The sequence below is a fragment of the Microcoleus sp. Pol10D4 genome (genome assembly GCF_036701555.1).
Taxonomy (GTDB): domain Bacteria; phylum Cyanobacteriota; class Cyanobacteriia; order Cyanobacteriales; family Microcoleaceae; genus Microcoleus.
The window spans coordinates 21,925-36,934 of record NZ_JAUBRA010000069.1; the positions used below are offsets into that span (position 1 = coordinate 21,925).

Annotated in this window: 12 protein-coding genes; 9 read left to right on the forward strand and 3 right to left on the reverse strand. The window is 47.4% G+C overall.

Translation table 11 applies throughout. The annotated features are described in order from the left end of the window. Positions 1-23: 23 nt before the first annotated feature. Positions 24-833 carry a calcium-binding protein gene (locus QUA36_RS25635; protein WP_333459529.1) on the reverse strand — a complete coding sequence of 270 codons (810 nt, stop codon included), beginning with the start codon at positions 831-833 and terminating at the stop codon, positions 24-26. Between the two features lie 198 nt (positions 834-1,031). Here QUA36_RS25635 and QUA36_RS25640 point away from each other — a divergent pair, with 198 nt between their 5' ends. The 6 genes from QUA36_RS25640 (at position 1,032) to QUA36_RS25665 (ending at position 9,466) form a co-directional block, all read left to right on the forward strand. Beyond that, positions 1,032-2,012, forward strand: coding sequence for an ATP-binding cassette domain-containing protein (locus QUA36_RS25640; RefSeq protein ID WP_333452020.1), 981 nt, complete (start codon positions 1,032-1,034; stop codon positions 2,010-2,012). Between the two features lie 120 nt (positions 2,013-2,132). Continuing rightward, the gene (locus tag QUA36_RS25645; protein ID WP_333459530.1) at positions 2,133-2,921 is read left to right on the forward strand and encodes an ABC-2 family transporter protein; all 789 of its coding nucleotides are present in this window, start codon (positions 2,133-2,135) and stop codon (positions 2,919-2,921) included. A 337-nt stretch (positions 2,922-3,258) separates the two neighbouring features. Further along, entirely contained in the window at positions 3,259-5,823 is a 2,565-nt protein-coding gene (gene nirB, locus QUA36_RS25650; RefSeq protein ID WP_333459531.1) for a nitrite reductase large subunit NirB, read from the forward strand. A 256-nt stretch (positions 5,824-6,079) separates the two neighbouring features. Beyond that, a complete protein-coding gene (nirD, locus tag QUA36_RS25655) occupies positions 6,080-6,439 on the forward strand; it encodes a nitrite reductase small subunit NirD (protein WP_333162250.1) in 360 nt (119 codons plus the stop codon). A gap of 218 nt (positions 6,440-6,657) precedes the next feature. Then, entirely contained in the window at positions 6,658-8,751 is a 2,094-nt protein-coding gene (locus QUA36_RS25660; protein WP_333459532.1) for a HEAT repeat domain-containing protein, read from the forward strand. Positions 8,752-9,016: 265 nt separating this feature from the next. Then, a complete protein-coding gene (locus QUA36_RS25665; protein ID WP_333162254.1) occupies positions 9,017-9,466 on the forward strand; it encodes an REP-associated tyrosine transposase in 450 nt (149 codons plus the stop codon). A 356-nt stretch (positions 9,467-9,822) separates the two neighbouring features. On the opposite strand, the gene QUA36_RS25670 is transcribed toward QUA36_RS25665, so the two are convergent. Both QUA36_RS25670 and QUA36_RS25675 read right to left on the reverse strand, forming a co-directional pair. Next, positions 9,823-11,529 (reverse strand): pentapeptide repeat-containing protein, encoded by a 1,707-nt coding sequence (locus tag QUA36_RS25670; protein ID WP_333459533.1) that lies wholly within the window; start codon positions 11,527-11,529, stop codon positions 9,823-9,825. Positions 11,530-11,957: 428 nt separating this feature from the next. Then, on the reverse strand, positions 11,958-12,374 hold the full coding sequence (locus tag QUA36_RS25675) for a hypothetical protein (RefSeq protein ID WP_333162299.1): 417 nt from the start codon (positions 12,372-12,374) through the stop codon (positions 11,958-11,960). 50 nt (positions 12,375-12,424) lie between these two features. On the opposite strand from QUA36_RS25675, the gene QUA36_RS25680 reads away from it, so the two are divergent. The 3 genes from QUA36_RS25680 to QUA36_RS25690 are packed head-to-tail and all read left to right on the forward strand — an operon-like array spanning position 12,425 to position 14,617. Continuing rightward, positions 12,425-12,580 (forward strand): hypothetical protein, encoded by a 156-nt coding sequence (locus tag QUA36_RS25680; protein WP_333162258.1) that lies wholly within the window; start codon positions 12,425-12,427, stop codon positions 12,578-12,580. 49 nt (positions 12,581-12,629) lie between these two features. Continuing rightward, positions 12,630-14,399, forward strand: a complete 1,770-nt coding sequence (locus QUA36_RS25685; RefSeq protein ID WP_333459534.1) for a S8 family peptidase — start codon at positions 12,630-12,632, stop codon at positions 14,397-14,399. After that, a complete protein-coding gene (locus QUA36_RS25690) occupies positions 14,396-14,617 on the forward strand; it encodes a hypothetical protein (protein ID WP_333107641.1) in 222 nt (73 codons plus the stop codon). The genes QUA36_RS25685 and QUA36_RS25690 overlap by 4 nt, the downstream gene beginning before the upstream one ends. Positions 14,618-15,010 lie beyond the last annotated feature (393 nt).

Here is a 15,010-nt window from a genome sequence, read left to right on the forward strand (position 1 = left end):
ACTATAGATATATAAGCAACGAATTAAAGCAAAGAATTAGCATTAATAAAACGACCGTTTAAATCGGCTGGGGTCACATTCAAAACAGTACCTAACAAAGCATTAGTAAAACCGAATCTAATATTAGTAGCTTCCACACGGCCGTTGCCATCGGGATCGAGACTTTGCTGCGAGATGCCACCCTTGGCTAACAAACTCGTTCCCCCCGTTATAGTTGTAGGATCGATCAGCAGCAGTCTCGGATCGTTCAAGCTATAACTTACCTCTTCCAAGGAGATATTGCTGCTGGTAAATTCCACACTAATTCCAATCGAATCGCTAGACTTATCAAAATCCACAATTACCGCGTCAGGAACTTCAACCCCAAATACTCTGATTCCCGCTTGATCGACTCTAAAAACAAAGACATCGCTCCCCCCACCACCTTTGTAAATATCCACATCTCTGTCGCCAATTAAAGTATCGTTGCCGTCTCCGCCCACTAACAAATCAACACCTTGTCCTCCGCGCAGCAAATCATTTCCCGCACCCCCATCAAGGAAATCGCTATTTCTATCTCCTGTCAAGAAATCGTCGCCAGTTTCTCCCAAAACATCGTCATCATCTTTGCCGGCGTAAATAGAATCATTGCCGACACCGCCTAACAGACTGTCTTTACCATCGTTGCCGAAAATCCGTTCTGCATCTGACGAGCCCCTGACAGTATCATTGCCGCCCACCATCCAAAGTCCCCCAGGAAAACTAGCAAGTTGTCCTGGTGCAAGTGTAATATTTTCAGGAGAATTGTCTCCTACCAAACGAGAGATGCCTGAATTATCTGGGGTGAGTACCATAGTTGTAAACTTTGTGCGATGTGAGCATGGATATTGTGCAATATTCTACAGTTTAGTAGGGTGCGCCAGAACACAGTTACTTCATCACTCGCGATCGAGCAATCGCTGGTGCACCCTACTAGACAGCTCGATCGCTCCATCTTGGCACAAGCCTGATGGAAATACCCTAGATTAAAATAAAAGTTAAAATTTGAGCCGATGCCAATTATCTTAGTTGAAGACTTGAGTAAAGTTTATCCGGTAGCGATTAAAGAACCGGGGCTTAAAGGAACAGTGCGACACTTTTTTAGTCGCAGTTACCGCAATATCAAAGCAGTTGAGGGCGTTTCTTTCAGTATTGAACCGGGGGAAGTCGTGGGGTTTCTAGGTGCTAACGGTGCGGGCAAAACTACTACGCTGAAAATGCTGACGGGTTTGATTTATCCGTCTGCGGGTACGGTGAGTGTGTGCGATCGTACTCCTTTTCGTCGGGAAGCAGATTTTCTGCAAAAAATCACGTTAGTCATGGGGCAGAAACAGCAGTTAATTTGGGATTTACCCGTGCTTGACTCTCTGCGAATTAATGCCGCAGTCTACGGCATTCCCGATGCAGATTATCGACGGCGAGTCGGAGAATTGACAGAGATGCTGTCACTAGAAGGCAAGTTAAATCAGCCGGTAAGAAAGCTTTCTTTAGGCGAACGAATGAAAGCGGAACTGATGGCGGCTCTGCTGCACCAGCCGGAGGTATTATTTTTAGATGAACCGACTTTAGGTTTGGATATAAACGCACAGTTTAGCGTCAGGCAATTTCTGCGAGAATATAACGAGCGCTATCAAGCAACGGTGCTGTTGACGAGTCATTACATGGCTGATATTACTGCTTTATGCAAGCGCGTTTTATTGATTCATGAAGGGCAATTAGTTTATGATGGCAGTTTAGACGGATTACTCGATAGGTTTGCGCCTTATCGGGAAGTTCAGGTAAAATTAGCTCAACCGCTGGCAAAAGATAGTGCTTTTGCTTACGGGGATGTAGAATCTATTGAGGGACAATCGGTGCGGTTTTTGGTGAAAAGGGAAGAGCTGACGGTGAGCGTGGCGAAGATTTTGGCGGACTTGGACGTGATAGATTTGACTGTTACCGATCCGCCAATTGAAGAGGTAATTGGTCGAGTTTTTCGCACGGGAAAAGTGTAATGTTTATGGCTGTGTTCATTCTCCATAACAGGCAAGATATCTGTTCCACTAGAGTTTCAATGTTTTGTGCAACGGGCAAGATGCCCGTTGCTAACCCCAAAAATTAAATCTACAATTGATATGACAAAATTCATCAAAATTGCTAAAACTTTGCTAGTTACCTATTACGCTTATATGCTCGAATACCGGGCAGAATTGTTTTTATGGGCGCTGTCTGGAGCTTTGCCGTTTATCTTGATGGGTGTTTGGATGCAGGCGGCCGAAAATGGTCAATTTGGGCTGAATTCGATCGACTTTGCCCGTTATTTTTTAGCGGCTTTCATTGTCAGGCAAACAAATGTAGTTTGGGTAATTTGGGAGTTTGAAAAGGAAGTAGTGCAAGGCAGGCTATCTAATAGATTGTTGCAGCCTCTCGATCCCGTATGGCACCACTTCGCATCTCACGTTTCCGAAAGGTTTGCGAGGCTGCCCTTTGTATGCGGATTAGTGCTGCTGTTTTTTGCACTTTACCCGCAGGCTTTTTGGCTGCCGAGTTTGGGTAGGTTTTTGCTGTTTTTGTTGGTTATCGTCTGGGCTTTTTGCTTGCGGTTCTTGATACAGTATACCTTTGCGCTGTTTGCTTTTTGGCTGGAGAGGGCAAGTGCGATCGAGCAATTCTGGTTTTTAATTTACCTGTTTTTATCGGGACTTATCGCGCCACTAGAAGTGTTTCCCGCATCGGTGCGCGAAGTAGTTTTGTGGACGCCGTTTCCTTATTTGATTCATTTTCCCGCTTCTATCTTGATAGGATTACCCGTAGATCTAGGCCGCGGTTTGTTGGTAATGTTGGGTTGGAGTGCGGTATTTTTTGTGTGGAATCGCTGGCTTTGGCGGCAGGGCTTGAAGCAGTATTCGGGCATGGGAGCTTAAATAATAATTAAAAATTATAAAACAGTAAGCTGCGTCACAGTAAAATGTTAATCCTTTTGTCAAAAAGACTTACTTGACGCATCCTACTTAACTGTGGAGTAAATCTAAAATCTAAAATCTAAAATCGACTGACCCACCCAAATTAACTGTAGAGTAAATCTAAAATCTAAAATCTAAAATCTAAAATCTAAAATCGCACACATCATGCAAAAATGCAATCGGGAGTATTCGACAATTGCATAAACATCCATTTTTTGTATATATAAGTACAAAAATTTACAATAAAGTCTTATATTAATAAACCCAACGACTGATAAACGGGATAAAAGAGATTCTAATGACAGCCAAAAAAAACCTCATTGTAATCGGCAATGGCATGGTAGGTCACAAGTTCCTAGAGTTAATGGTCAGCTCGGATGCTGCCAAACACTGGAATTTAATTACTTTTTGTGAAGAACCGCGCGTTGCTTACGATCGCGTAAACCTCAGCGGATTTTTCTCTGGCAAAACAGCGGGAGATTTATCTTTAGTTGCACCTGGATTTTATCACACAAATGACATAAAGCTTCACATCGGCGACAAAGCAGTCGGCATTAATCGGGAACAAAAAATAGTCTCTTCAGCCAACGGTTTAGAAGTTCCCTACGACAAAATTGTTATGGCCACCGGTTCCTATCCATTTGTGCCATCAATTAAAGGCAAAGACGCTACAGGAACTTTTGTTTACCGGACAATTGACGACCTGGAAGCGATGTCCGATTACGCTAAAAACTGCAAAACTGGTGTAGTAATTGGCGGTGGTTTGTTAGGTCTAGAGTGTGCTAATGCTCTGCAAAATATGGGTCTAAAAACTCACGTTGTTGAGTTTGCATCGCGGCTGATGCCCGTGCAAGTTGACGAAATTGGCGGGGCAATTCTCCGCAGCAAAATAGAAGATTTGGGGGTTTCGGTTCATACCAGCAAATCTACCACAGAAATTGTCAGTGAAGATGGCAAAGTTACTAAAATGCTGTTTGCTGACGGTTCGGAATTGGCAACAGATATGATTGTGTTTTCTGCTGGCATTCGCCCCCGCGACGAAATTGCCAGAAGTTGCGGTATAGAAGTAGGAGAACGCGGTGGCATTTTGATTAATGATAGCTGCCAAACCTCCGATCCTGACATTTATGCGATCGGAGAATGCGCGCTTTATCAAAACCGCATCTACGGCTTAGTTGCGCCTGGGTATACAATGGCAAGCGTAGCAGTAGATATTTTGAGCCGTGTAGCGGATGACGGGCAAGATGCCCGTCCCACAAGCACTTTTACAGGTGCGGATATGTCCACTAAACTCAAATTATTGGGGGTGGATGTCGCTAGTTTTGGAAATCCCTTTCCCAAGTCGGGCGATGCTAAAGAAATTGTTGTCGCTGACACCTTCCAAGGCATTTACAAAAAATTAGTTTTAAATCAAGACGGCAGCCGGATTTTAGGCGGAATTCTCGTGGGAGATGCTTCGGCTTACGGCACTTTGCTGCAATTCATGCAAAATGAAATTGCTCTGCCGCCGCATCCCGAAGATTTGTTAATGCCACCGCGAGAAGGGGGAGCAGCGGCGGGTTTTGGAGTAGACAGTTTGCCGGATTCTGCTCAGATTTGTTCTTGCAATAATGTTACCAAAGGGCAGATTTGTGCAGCGATTCGCGAGCATAATTTAACCGATGTTGCCAGCGTCAAGAAATGCACTCAAGCTGGGACGGGCTGCGGCGGCTGCGTGCCTTTAGTGACGGATATCTTCAAGTTGGAGATGAAGAAAGCTGGGTTTGCAGTCAAAAATAATCTTTGCGAACACTTTGAATATTCTCGTCAAGAATTGTACCATTTAGTGCGCTCTCAAGAGATTAAAACCTTTGAGGAGTTGATTGAAAGACACGGCAAAGGTAAGGGTTGCGAAATTTGTAAGCCTGCTGTTAGTTCGATGCTGGCTTCTACTTGGAATGACCATATTTTAGAGAAGTCTCACGTCGGTTTGCAAGATACGAACGATTACTTTTTGGCAAACATTCAGCGCGACGGTACTTATTCGGTGGTGCCGCGAATACCGGGGGGAGAAATCACGCCGGATAAGTTGATTGTTTTGGGTGAAGTTGCCAGGGATTTTGGGCTTTATACTAAGATTACTGGCGGGCAACGGATTGATTTGTTTGGAGCTCGCGTGGATCAATTGCCGCATATTTGGCGTCGGTTGATTGATGCGGGATTTGAGTCGGGACACGCTTACGGTAAGGCTCTGCGTACTGTAAAATCTTGTGTTGGTAGCACTTGGTGCCGCTTTGGGGTGCAGGATTCAACGAGTTTGGCGATCGAAGTTGAATTGCGGTATCGTGGTTTGCGATCGCCCCACAAGCTCAAATCTGCTGTCTCTGGTTGCACTCGCGAATGCGCTGAAGCTCAAAGCAAGGATTTTGGGATCATTGCTACGGAAAACGGCTGGAATTTGTACGTGTGCGGCAATGGCGGAATTAAGCCGCAGCACGCGGTTTTGCTGGCGACGGATATCGATAAGGAAACCCTGATTAAGTATATCGATCGATTCTTGGTTTTCTACATCCGCACGGCCGACAGATTGGAACGAACTGCTACTTGGTTGAACAAACTTGAGGGCGGGATTGAATACTTGAAACAGGTAATAATTGAGGATTCTCTGGGCATTTGTGCTGAATTAGAAGCGCAAATGGAACATTTAGTGAATACTTATCAATGTGAGTGGAAAACCACGATTGAAAACCCACAAAAGGTGCAGCGGTTCCAGCATTTTGTGAATTCAGATCTGCCTGATCCGAGTATTGTTCGTGTTGCGGAACGGGGACAAACGCGGCCGGCTAACGAACATGAAAAGGCTCTGGCTGGAGTTTCGGAATAACCCATATAATCGGGTTTCCAAGCAGAGCCTAGGAAACCCGGAGATCCCCCCTAGCCCCCCTTAATAAGGGGGGAACAAGAACACTAGATTGAAGTAAATTAATCTCGTTCCCAGGCTCTGCCTGGGAATGAATTCCGGGAGGCTCTGCCTCCTTCCGCGAGGCGAGGTATCCTCAAACCGTGAGGCAGAGCCTCGAAACCTACGTTCCCAGCCGGAGACTGGGAATGAGATTGAAGTAAAATAACAGGAAAAGAAGATGGTTCAATCATTGCAAGTTTCGGATACAGTAACAACTTGGGTTGATGTGTGTTCTCTGGATGCGATCGCCCCTTATACTGGAGTTTGCGCTTTAGTTAAAGGCGAACAAGTGGCGATTTTCCGAGTGGGAAACGGGGATGAAGTTTATGCGCTTAGCAATTACGACCCGTTTAGCAAAGCTTTTGTTTTGTCGCGGGGAATTGTGGGCGATCGCAACGGCACTCTCAAAGTTGCTTCTCCCATTTACAAGCAAAACTTTAGTCTCACTACCGGGCAATGTCTGGATGATGAAACGGTAAAGATTCCTACTTTTTCGGTTCGGGTTGTAGCCGATCGCGTCCAACTAGCTGTTAGTTAGATTCAGCGGCTTAATTGTTCGATCGCTATCCGCCACCACCTAACATTCCTGTGGGTGCTGGCGGATTTTCCATTGGGGCCCTCCCGACTCAGTATTTTTCGTATAAAATAGAGTCGATTGGTTCCATACTCCAGGCTCGCTCAAAAAAATCTCAACTAATATCCGAGCTGATGCGATGATTGTCAATGCAAACAAACTTCAGGGGGCAGTGTATCGGTATGTTGTTAAAAAAACTTGTTTCCAACAATAATCCCCAGACTGTAGCAGAGTTAATCCATGCCCAACTCAAAATCGGTCAACTGACTTGGGGCGAACTCAACATACAAGTTTTCGGCCAGCACTGGCGGGACGAATCTTTGCACGAAGTCCTCCGAGAAATTGCAGCTAGGCTCGACAAAGAAACAGCGAGCCAAATTATAGAATATCTCACAGCTCAAAACGGTCAACAAGAAAAATTTATTAATTTGTTTTTAGCAGCGCAATGCCTGTTAAAAGTAAAAAATGATGTTAATAAAACAACCGAAAAAAAACTGTTAAACGCTTTAAAAAAGTTATCGCAATACGGTACGGGTTTCCTGATTCTTTACCAAAGCGCTCAAGAATTGCAGGAAACTTATCAAATTCGCAATCGATCGATCACGGCGATCGCCCAAACTTGGAAAAACGACCCGCAAACCCTGCCGTGGCTGAAAATACTCGCTCACTCCACCGACTGTGGCGAAGTCCGAGCCACAGCAGTCGAAGCAATAGCCCGTGGTTGGCCAGACCAGCCAGAAATTTACCTGATGCTCAAAAAACTCGCCAAATCCGATCCAAGCTGGGCAGTGCGATCGACCTGTGTGCGAGAAATGGCTTGTGGTTGGCCAGACACGAGCGATACCTTGTCGCTGCTGAGTGCCCTGGCTCAGTCAGATCAAAGTCCCGCAGTTCGCACCGCAGCACTCGAACAGTTTGCCTCTAATTGGCCCGATCGCACAGATACCTTGCTGCTGCTGAGGAAGGCCGCCGAATCCGACGAAAATTTGGGAGTGCGAGTCTGTGCGTGGCAAGAAATAGCCAGAGGTTGGCACAGCCTTTTAGGCACGGCCTCCCTGCTCAAAAACCTTGCCCAGACAGGAAGTTCTATCCTGCGAACCGTAGCGGTGCGGGAGTTGGCAGCGGGCTGGCCCGCCGCAGCCGACGTTGGCCTGCTGCTGAAAACCCTAGCCGAATCTGACAGCAGCAAAGAAGTGCGGACAGCAGCCTTAGAAGAATTGGCTTCGCACTGGCCCGACGAACCCGACATTTACCCGCTGCTGAAAACTAAAGCCGAGTCCGACGCGAGTTCGAGCGTCCGGCGCTCAGCAGTGCAAGCAATTGCCTCTGGCTGGGCCAGGAACCCCGAAACTCTGACTTTTTTGAAAAATATAGCATTGGGCGATCGCGACGCCGACCTGCGCGAAATAGCCCTACAACAGATAGCCGCAGGTTGGCCCGATCACCCAGAAACCCTGCCCCTGCTGCAAAAAATAGCTGATTCTGAGGATTACTGGACTGTGCGGCAAGTAGTAGTGGAGGCTGTCGCCGCACTGGCATCAGGCAGTCTCGAAGTCTTTGGCTGGTTGCAAAATCTCGCCGAGTCCGACAGACACCTCAACGTCCGAGAAACGGCGGTGGAAGAGATCGCAAAACGCTGGTCTCACCAGGGCGAGACGCTGCCTTTCCTCAAAAGCCTGGTCGAGTCTGAGCAAGATTCTCACCTGCTGAGCGTGCTGGTACGATCGATCGTGCGGGGGTGGCCCGACGACCCGGAAACCTTGTCTTGGCTGAAAATTCAGCTCGATTCTGGGGAGGCGCTGGTGCGGCAAGCGGCGGTGCTTGAACTCGCTTACAACTGGCCAGACAACCCTGAAACTTGGATGCTGCTGGAGGCTAAAGCAGAGGGCGATGAGAGTCCCGCTGTCAGGCAAATCGCTTTGCAAAAGTTAGCGCGGGGGTGGACAAATCAGTCTCAAACTTTCGAGTGGCTGAAAATTAGAGCTCAAAAGGATGAAGATTCGCAGGTGCGGGCGATCGCCCTGGTAGAGTTAATGCGGGGATGGAAAGACGAGCCGGGAATGTTTGAGTTTTTGCGCGATCGAGCTTTGAGCGATGTTGACAATCAAAACGGTTCTTTTCCTTACAATCCCAGATTTACAGCACTCGAAGCGATTATTGAACATTATCCCGAAAATCCGGGAGTTGTGCCGTTGTTGCGATCGCTTGCAGTTTCCGACGCAGAAGAGCAAGTGCGGGCATTAGCGGGTCGCCGGCTACGCAGCCAAGACTGGTAAACAGTGCGAGCGTCCCGCTCGATGCCAACCTTGAATTTTCCCTCTTCTCGAAAGAGTGCGAGCGTCTCGCTCGCGGTCAACCTTGAATTTTTCCCCTTCTCGAAAGAGTGCGAGCGTCTCGCTCGCGGCCAACCTTGAATTTTTCCTACCGCAATTTTTACCTCGCGAGCAAGATGCTCGCACTGAATTTTTCCTACCGCAATTTTTACCTCGCGAGCAAGATGCTCGCACTCTATCAAAACCCTAATAAATGTGAGGTAAATCCATGTCATTCAAACAGCAATTCCTTCAATTACCGCTACCCAAAGATATCTATTTCATAACATTCGTTACCTGGGAAAGACTAGAATTAACTCCCGAAGCTCGACAAGTTGTTCTAGATTCTACCTTGCACTTTCACAACAAAAGATATCAACTATTTGCTGCCGTTATTATGCCCGATCATGTACATTTATTGCTTCAGCCTTTTCGTAAGTCTGACTTGCAATACTGGTCAATTGGTAGTCTTATTCACAGTATTAAAGGCTTCAGTTCTAAACAAATTCCGAAAGTAATGAAGCATATCGGTAAAGTTTGGCAAGATGGGCGACACGATGAAATTATTAGCAACCGCCAACATTTTATTAATACTTGGGAATATATCAAACAAAATCCTGTCAAAGCCAACTTGTCAGACACACCTCAAAAATATCATTTTTTCTGGGAAAATGTTTGATTTGACAAGCTGTGCGAGCGTCTCGCTCGCGGCGGAATCGAAATTCGCGCCAGAGTGGAAACAGTGCGAGCGTCTCGCTCGCGCCGGAATCGAAACAGTGCGAGCCTCCCGCTCGCGGCCAACCTTGATTTTTTCCTACCGCAATTCTTTCTCGCGAGCAATTCTTTCCTCGCGAGCAAGATGCTCGCACTGAATTTTTCCGACCGCCATTCTTTCCCGCGAGCAATTTTTATCTCGCGAGCAATTCTTTCCCGCGAGCAATTTTTATCTCGCGAGCAAGATGCTCGCACTGTATCAAAATCCTAATTAAAATATCGCATAGAAAGCCTCCCTCATCAGCGATCGCACATATCGATTTATTCCGATAAAAGACCGATCGCATACCGCACCGCTTCCCCCATCATCGAACCGCGAACGCGATCGGACGCCGTTTTCTCCCACGTGAGCAACTGTTCCCGAAAAACCGGGTCTTGCTTTGCCCGCTGTACGATCGCCTGACTGATGACTTTCTTTTGAATCTGCTCTGTCGGGATACCTTGCTGCTTCAAATAATCCAACAGCCGCTGCACACTTTCGGAGAATTTATCCGGCGTCTGAGACATCAAAATAAACGAAATTTGGCGCACCATTCGCTGGTAGATTTCCTGTCTTCTGAGCAATACTTCCTTTTGACCCGGCTCCGCCGACTCTGCACTGTTACTAGGAACAACCAAGCCAAGCAAACCTAAAATTTCAGCGCCCTTGGCTAAAACCTTTTCCAACATATCTGGATAAAGCGCCAATATACGATCGCCCAAAATCTTGCCATTCACCAAACGGTTCGCGCTCAGCCGCAGTAAATGTTGTTCTCCAGCAGACTCAAAAAATTGAACGTTCAACTTGAGTTCGCGGCTTTCCAACTCCACCCGACGCACCGTAAAAACCAAAGCCTCCCAATTAGGAGCTTCAGCAAAACCCACCTCCACAATCGAACTTTCCTCTTGATGCTGCCGCCCCAATTCCCCAGACTCAAAATCGCGATCGACCGGAAAGCGATTTGCCGCAACTTTCGCAGTATAATCAAACTGAGTAAAAACATAGCTGCAGTCAACTCTCGACAGATCGACATCTTGAACTTGCCAATTTTGAATGCAGCAACCCGTAAGCTGCGCCCCCTCCAAATTCGTCCGAATCAAACGGCACTCAATCAAACAAGCCTCTCTTAAATCCGCCTCACCCAAAATCGCATCCATCAAATAAGCACCGCTCAAATCCGCTTTCCGCAAATCAGCACTTCGCAAATTAGCTTCGCTCAAATCTGCCCGCAGTAAATACACTCCTTGCAGGTTAGATCGCAGCAAAAGCGCCTTCTTAAAACTCGCTTTCAATAAATAAGAACCCGCCAGATTAGCTCGACTCAAATCAGCGTTATCCAGCACCGCCTCAGTCAAATCCGCCCCCGCCAGCACAGCTCGGTGCAAGTCAGCGCCCGTCAGATTTGCCGATCGCATTTGAGCGCCATTCAAGTCAGCTTCAATCAAATTTACACCGATTAAAATTGCCGATCGCAAATTCGCTTCCACCAAATGCGCTTCCCGCAAATTAGCACCCGTTAAATTAGCACCAACAAGACTGGCGCGGTTTAGATTCGCCTCCATCAATTCCGCCGCCATCAACTTCGCGCCGTCGAGTTTAGCCCCGGCAAAATTAATTTGGTCAGATTTAACTCCTTGAAGATTAGCACCGCCCAAATCCGCTTCGGGGAACGCGGCCCAATTGAGTTCTGCTGCTTCCAAACAAGCAAGGCGCAAATCCGCTTTAGCAAGATTTGCCCCGCTCAAATTTGCCCCGCTCAGATTCGCCCCAGCCAGCCCCGCACTGCGGAGATCCGCGCGGCGCAAACAAGCCCCTATCAACTTGGCATTGCTCAAAAAAGACCAGCTCAAATTAGCACCGGTCAAGTTAGCACCAGTGAGGTCTATTTCTCGCAGGTTAACACCGCTTAAACTAGCGCCACTGAGGTCAATGTGACCAAAGTTGCGCTCTCCCTGTTGATAGCGCTGTAAAAATTCTTGTGTTTGCATTCCGCAGATTTGGGGGCTGGCAATTTAGCTGTTTTAGGACGCGCTGGTCAATCTATTTTAGATTTTAGATTTTAGATTTTAGATTGAAGCATTGACCCCACAGATAAATTCGGGGGCTTGTTGATGGGATACAGATTTTTTATTTCTGGACCGATGAATCCGGGGGCTTGTATCCTGGATGCTTACGGTCAATAACTTTAACGGTAAGGTACGTACGGAACACGAGCGGGCTAGGCACGGGGACACTACTCCTACTACTTACTGCAAGAACTCATGTCCTCCGGGTGATCCGTGCGCGCCTTACCCCTATAGAGGGCGGTTTAAAAGATTTGTTGCGTAAGTTCTATTTCTACTACCAGTTTTACAGACTTTTGTAACTTCAAGTAGCCGAGTTTATATCTGATACGCTGCCCCGCCGGAGAGTGTTTTTACCTAAAGCGCTGCAATTCTTGCTGCAAGTGTTTTCCCCATTTAGTCGCTAGAGGAATTTCTGTAAAAGGAACCTGCACCGCAGCAGCATCTTTCAACAAAAATTCGAGGGCGATTGGACTTCCCGAATTCGGTGGCGACTCTAAATCAACTGCCTGAGAGTTGACTAACAACCGCAGCGATTGCACGTCTTTTAAAGAAAAAGTTTGCAAATTTACTGGCCCGCTGCGAGTAGGTTTTCCCCAAGTTAAACTGTCTTCTTGCTGACCGAGTACAGCATAAATATCGTACTTGGCTTTAGCGAATTGTTCTGCCCAGACGCGATACGCTTCCAGCTTTTGATACTCGTTCCATCCAGCCCAAGCTAGAGAAATAAAAATTGCCAGCAGCGGCAGCCACATTAAACCTCTTTCCATGCGATACCCTTGTTGAAAATACTCGCTTGTTCTGTTTGTCATCTTCTCTAATGATACAATTAATTGAACTCCTCAAACTTGCTCTGCAATTTAAACTAGAAATTAGAGCAATTTTGGTTCTAGCAACAGCCACTGCCGAAAACTACCAAACGCTCGCGTGGGAGATATCCACAAGTCGCAGCAAGGAAAACTGGCGCTGGCGGTGAAAATTGGGTTATTGTGGTGAACACGCCTTCCCTAAACGGACGATCGGCAATGAAAAAGTTTTTCCTTCTGTGCTTATTTTTAATCGGGCTCGGCTGGGCGATTTCTAATTTCCCAGGACTTGCTACTCAAGGCACTTACGACTCGATTGTGCTGGATTTCCGCGAAGATTTGGGTGCTGCTGAGATTGCGAAAGAAGTAAATGCGATCGCCCAACAGTACCAAGTCGCACCGCAACTCAACAGCGAATTCTCAGCGGCAGACAATGTATATGTAGTTAAGGGCGATCGCACTTTGCTAAACGCCCTGAGAAAATCAAATTTGGCTAAAGATACCGAATACATTGAACCTAACTACGTCTACAGCGCTTTCGAGATTCCCAACGACCCCATGTATACCAAGCAGTGGAATCTCCGCAGTATCAACGTAGAATCTGCTTGGAACGAAACCAAAGGCAGCGGCACAACAGTAGCGATAATTGACACGGGTATTACTCCAGTCGCTGACTTAAAAGAAACCAAATTTGTACCGGGCTACGACTTTGTAAACGATCGCGCCGAAGCCTACGACGACAACGGCCACGGTACTCACGTCGCCGGTACAGTCGCCCAATCAACTAACAACAATTACGGCGTTGCGGGCATCGCCTACGAAGCAGCTTTAATGCCGCTAAAAGTTTTAGGCGGCAGCGGTGGCGGCACGGTTTCCGACATCGCCGAAGCGATCAAATTTGCTGCTGACAACGGCGCAGATGTCATCAACATGAGTTTAGGTGGCGGTGGCGAAAGTCAGTTAATGGAAGAGGCGATCGACTACGCCCACTCTAAAGGCGTTGTCATCATCGCAGCCGCCGGCAACTCCGGCGATAGTTCCGCTTCCTATCCCGCCCGCTATCCCCACGTCATCGGCGTTTCCGCCCTCGGCCCCGACGACGAAAAAGCCTCTTACTCCAATTTCGGCGCAGGGGTTGACATTGCAGCCCCCGGCGGTTCAGAAATGGGCAAAATCCTGCAAAGTACGATCGACCCGGAAACTGGCACCGAAGTCTTTGAAGGCTACCAAGGCACTAGCATGGCTTCTCCCCACGTTGCCGCCGTTGCAGCCCTTGTCAAGGCTTCCGGCATCACAGAACCAGACGAAATTCGCAGCGTACTTTTGCAGTCCTCGCGAACTGTCACTGAAGATCCCTTAAACCATTTTGGTTCAGGACATCTAGACGCAGCCGCCGCAGTTCAGCTAGCCCAGCGCGGACAAATCAACTTCCGCGATTTCTTCCGCTGGCTGCGCGATAACGGCTATCTCAACCCTCGCTTTTGGATTGACGGCGGTGCAGTCGCCCTGTTGCCTAAAATTGCAATGGTGCTCGGTTCCTACCTGCTGGCTTTCTTTTTGCGGAATTATTTTCCGTTCCAGTGGACTTGGGGCTTTTCCGGTGGCTTGATGGCTGGTAGTTCTGGGTTCTTTTTCCTGCGGAACTTGTTTGTATTTGACTTGCCGCAGTGGCCGATGCGGGTGATGGGCAGTTCTATTCCCGAACTCGGCGGCGCAATTAATGGCAGCAGTATGCTGAATCCCTTTTTTGCTAGCGTTTTGATTCCTGGGATTTTGATTGCTTTGCTGTTGGGACATCAACAGTGGAAGTGGATCGCGATCGCAATTTCGATCGGTTTTGCCAGCAGTTTAGCGGTGAATGCTTTTGTGTCTCCCGCAGTCTGGGGATTGGGTACAGGTTTAGTATCACAAACATTCTTGATTGTCAATGCTTTACTGTGTTTCGGATTGGCACGTTTAGCAATTAAAACAGAGGTGCGATCGGCATGAGTATTACTGTCAAAGGCGAAATTGAACGCAAAGGATTAGGCCCGGGCACTTGGGCTTTGGTTGGCCAAGATGGAGAAACTTACGAACTTAAGGATGCTCCTTCTGACTTGAAAAAAGCTGGTTTGAAAGTCAGTGTTAAAGGTGAAGTCCGCAAGGATGTGATGACTTTTGCTATGATTGGCCCGGTGCTTGAGGTGCAGTCTTTTGATGTGTTGTAGGTCGATCGGCTAATCCAGCTTTCGAGCAAAAAAAACCCCGGCCAAAATTGGCTGGGGTTTATTAATCAGGGTGCATCTACTAATTTAATCTCCCGCCTCATATCACCTCTTTCAGGACACTTTGGCAGAATTTCCGATAATTTGTGGCTCAGCTTGCGATCGAAAAAAAAACCCCAAACCAAAATTGGTCGGGAGTTAATTAATCAGGGTGCATCTACTAATTTAATCTCCCGCCTCACAGCACCTCTTTCAGGACACTTTGGCCGAATTTGCGAAAATTTGTGGTGAGGGCGTGCGATCGCCAAAAAAAACCCGGCCAAAATTGGTCGGGAGTTAATTAATCAGGGTGCATCTACTAATTTAATCTCCCGCCTCACAGCACCTCTTTCAGGA

Coding starts and splice junctions, on each gene's coding strand:
- QUA36_RS25635 (WP_333459529.1), bottom strand. CDS start 833: ATGGTACTCACCCCAGATAATTCAGGCATCTCTCGTTTGGTAGGAGAC.
- QUA36_RS25640 (WP_333452020.1), top strand. CDS start 1,032: ATGCCAATTATCTTAGTTGAAGACTTGAGTAAAGTTTATCCGGTAGCG.
- QUA36_RS25645 (WP_333459530.1), top strand. CDS start 2,133: ATGACAAAATTCATCAAAATTGCTAAAACTTTGCTAGTTACCTATTAC.
- nirB (WP_333459531.1), top strand. CDS start 3,259: ATGACAGCCAAAAAAAACCTCATTGTAATCGGCAATGGCATGGTAGGT.
- nirD (WP_333162250.1), top strand. CDS start 6,080: ATGGTTCAATCATTGCAAGTTTCGGATACAGTAACAACTTGGGTTGAT.
- QUA36_RS25660 (WP_333459532.1), top strand. CDS start 6,658: ATGTTGTTAAAAAAACTTGTTTCCAACAATAATCCCCAGACTGTAGCA.
- QUA36_RS25665 (WP_333162254.1), top strand. CDS start 9,017: ATGTCATTCAAACAGCAATTCCTTCAATTACCGCTACCCAAAGATATC.
- QUA36_RS25670 (WP_333459533.1), bottom strand. CDS start 11,529: ATGCAAACACAAGAATTTTTACAGCGCTATCAACAGGGAGAGCGCAAC.
- QUA36_RS25675 (WP_333162299.1), bottom strand. CDS start 12,374: ATGGAAAGAGGTTTAATGTGGCTGCCGCTGCTGGCAATTTTTATTTCT.
- QUA36_RS25680 (WP_333162258.1), top strand. CDS start 12,425: ATGATACAATTAATTGAACTCCTCAAACTTGCTCTGCAATTTAAACTA.
- QUA36_RS25685 (WP_333459534.1), top strand. CDS start 12,630: ATGAAAAAGTTTTTCCTTCTGTGCTTATTTTTAATCGGGCTCGGCTGG.
- QUA36_RS25690 (WP_333107641.1), top strand. CDS start 14,396: ATGAGTATTACTGTCAAAGGCGAAATTGAACGCAAAGGATTAGGCCCG.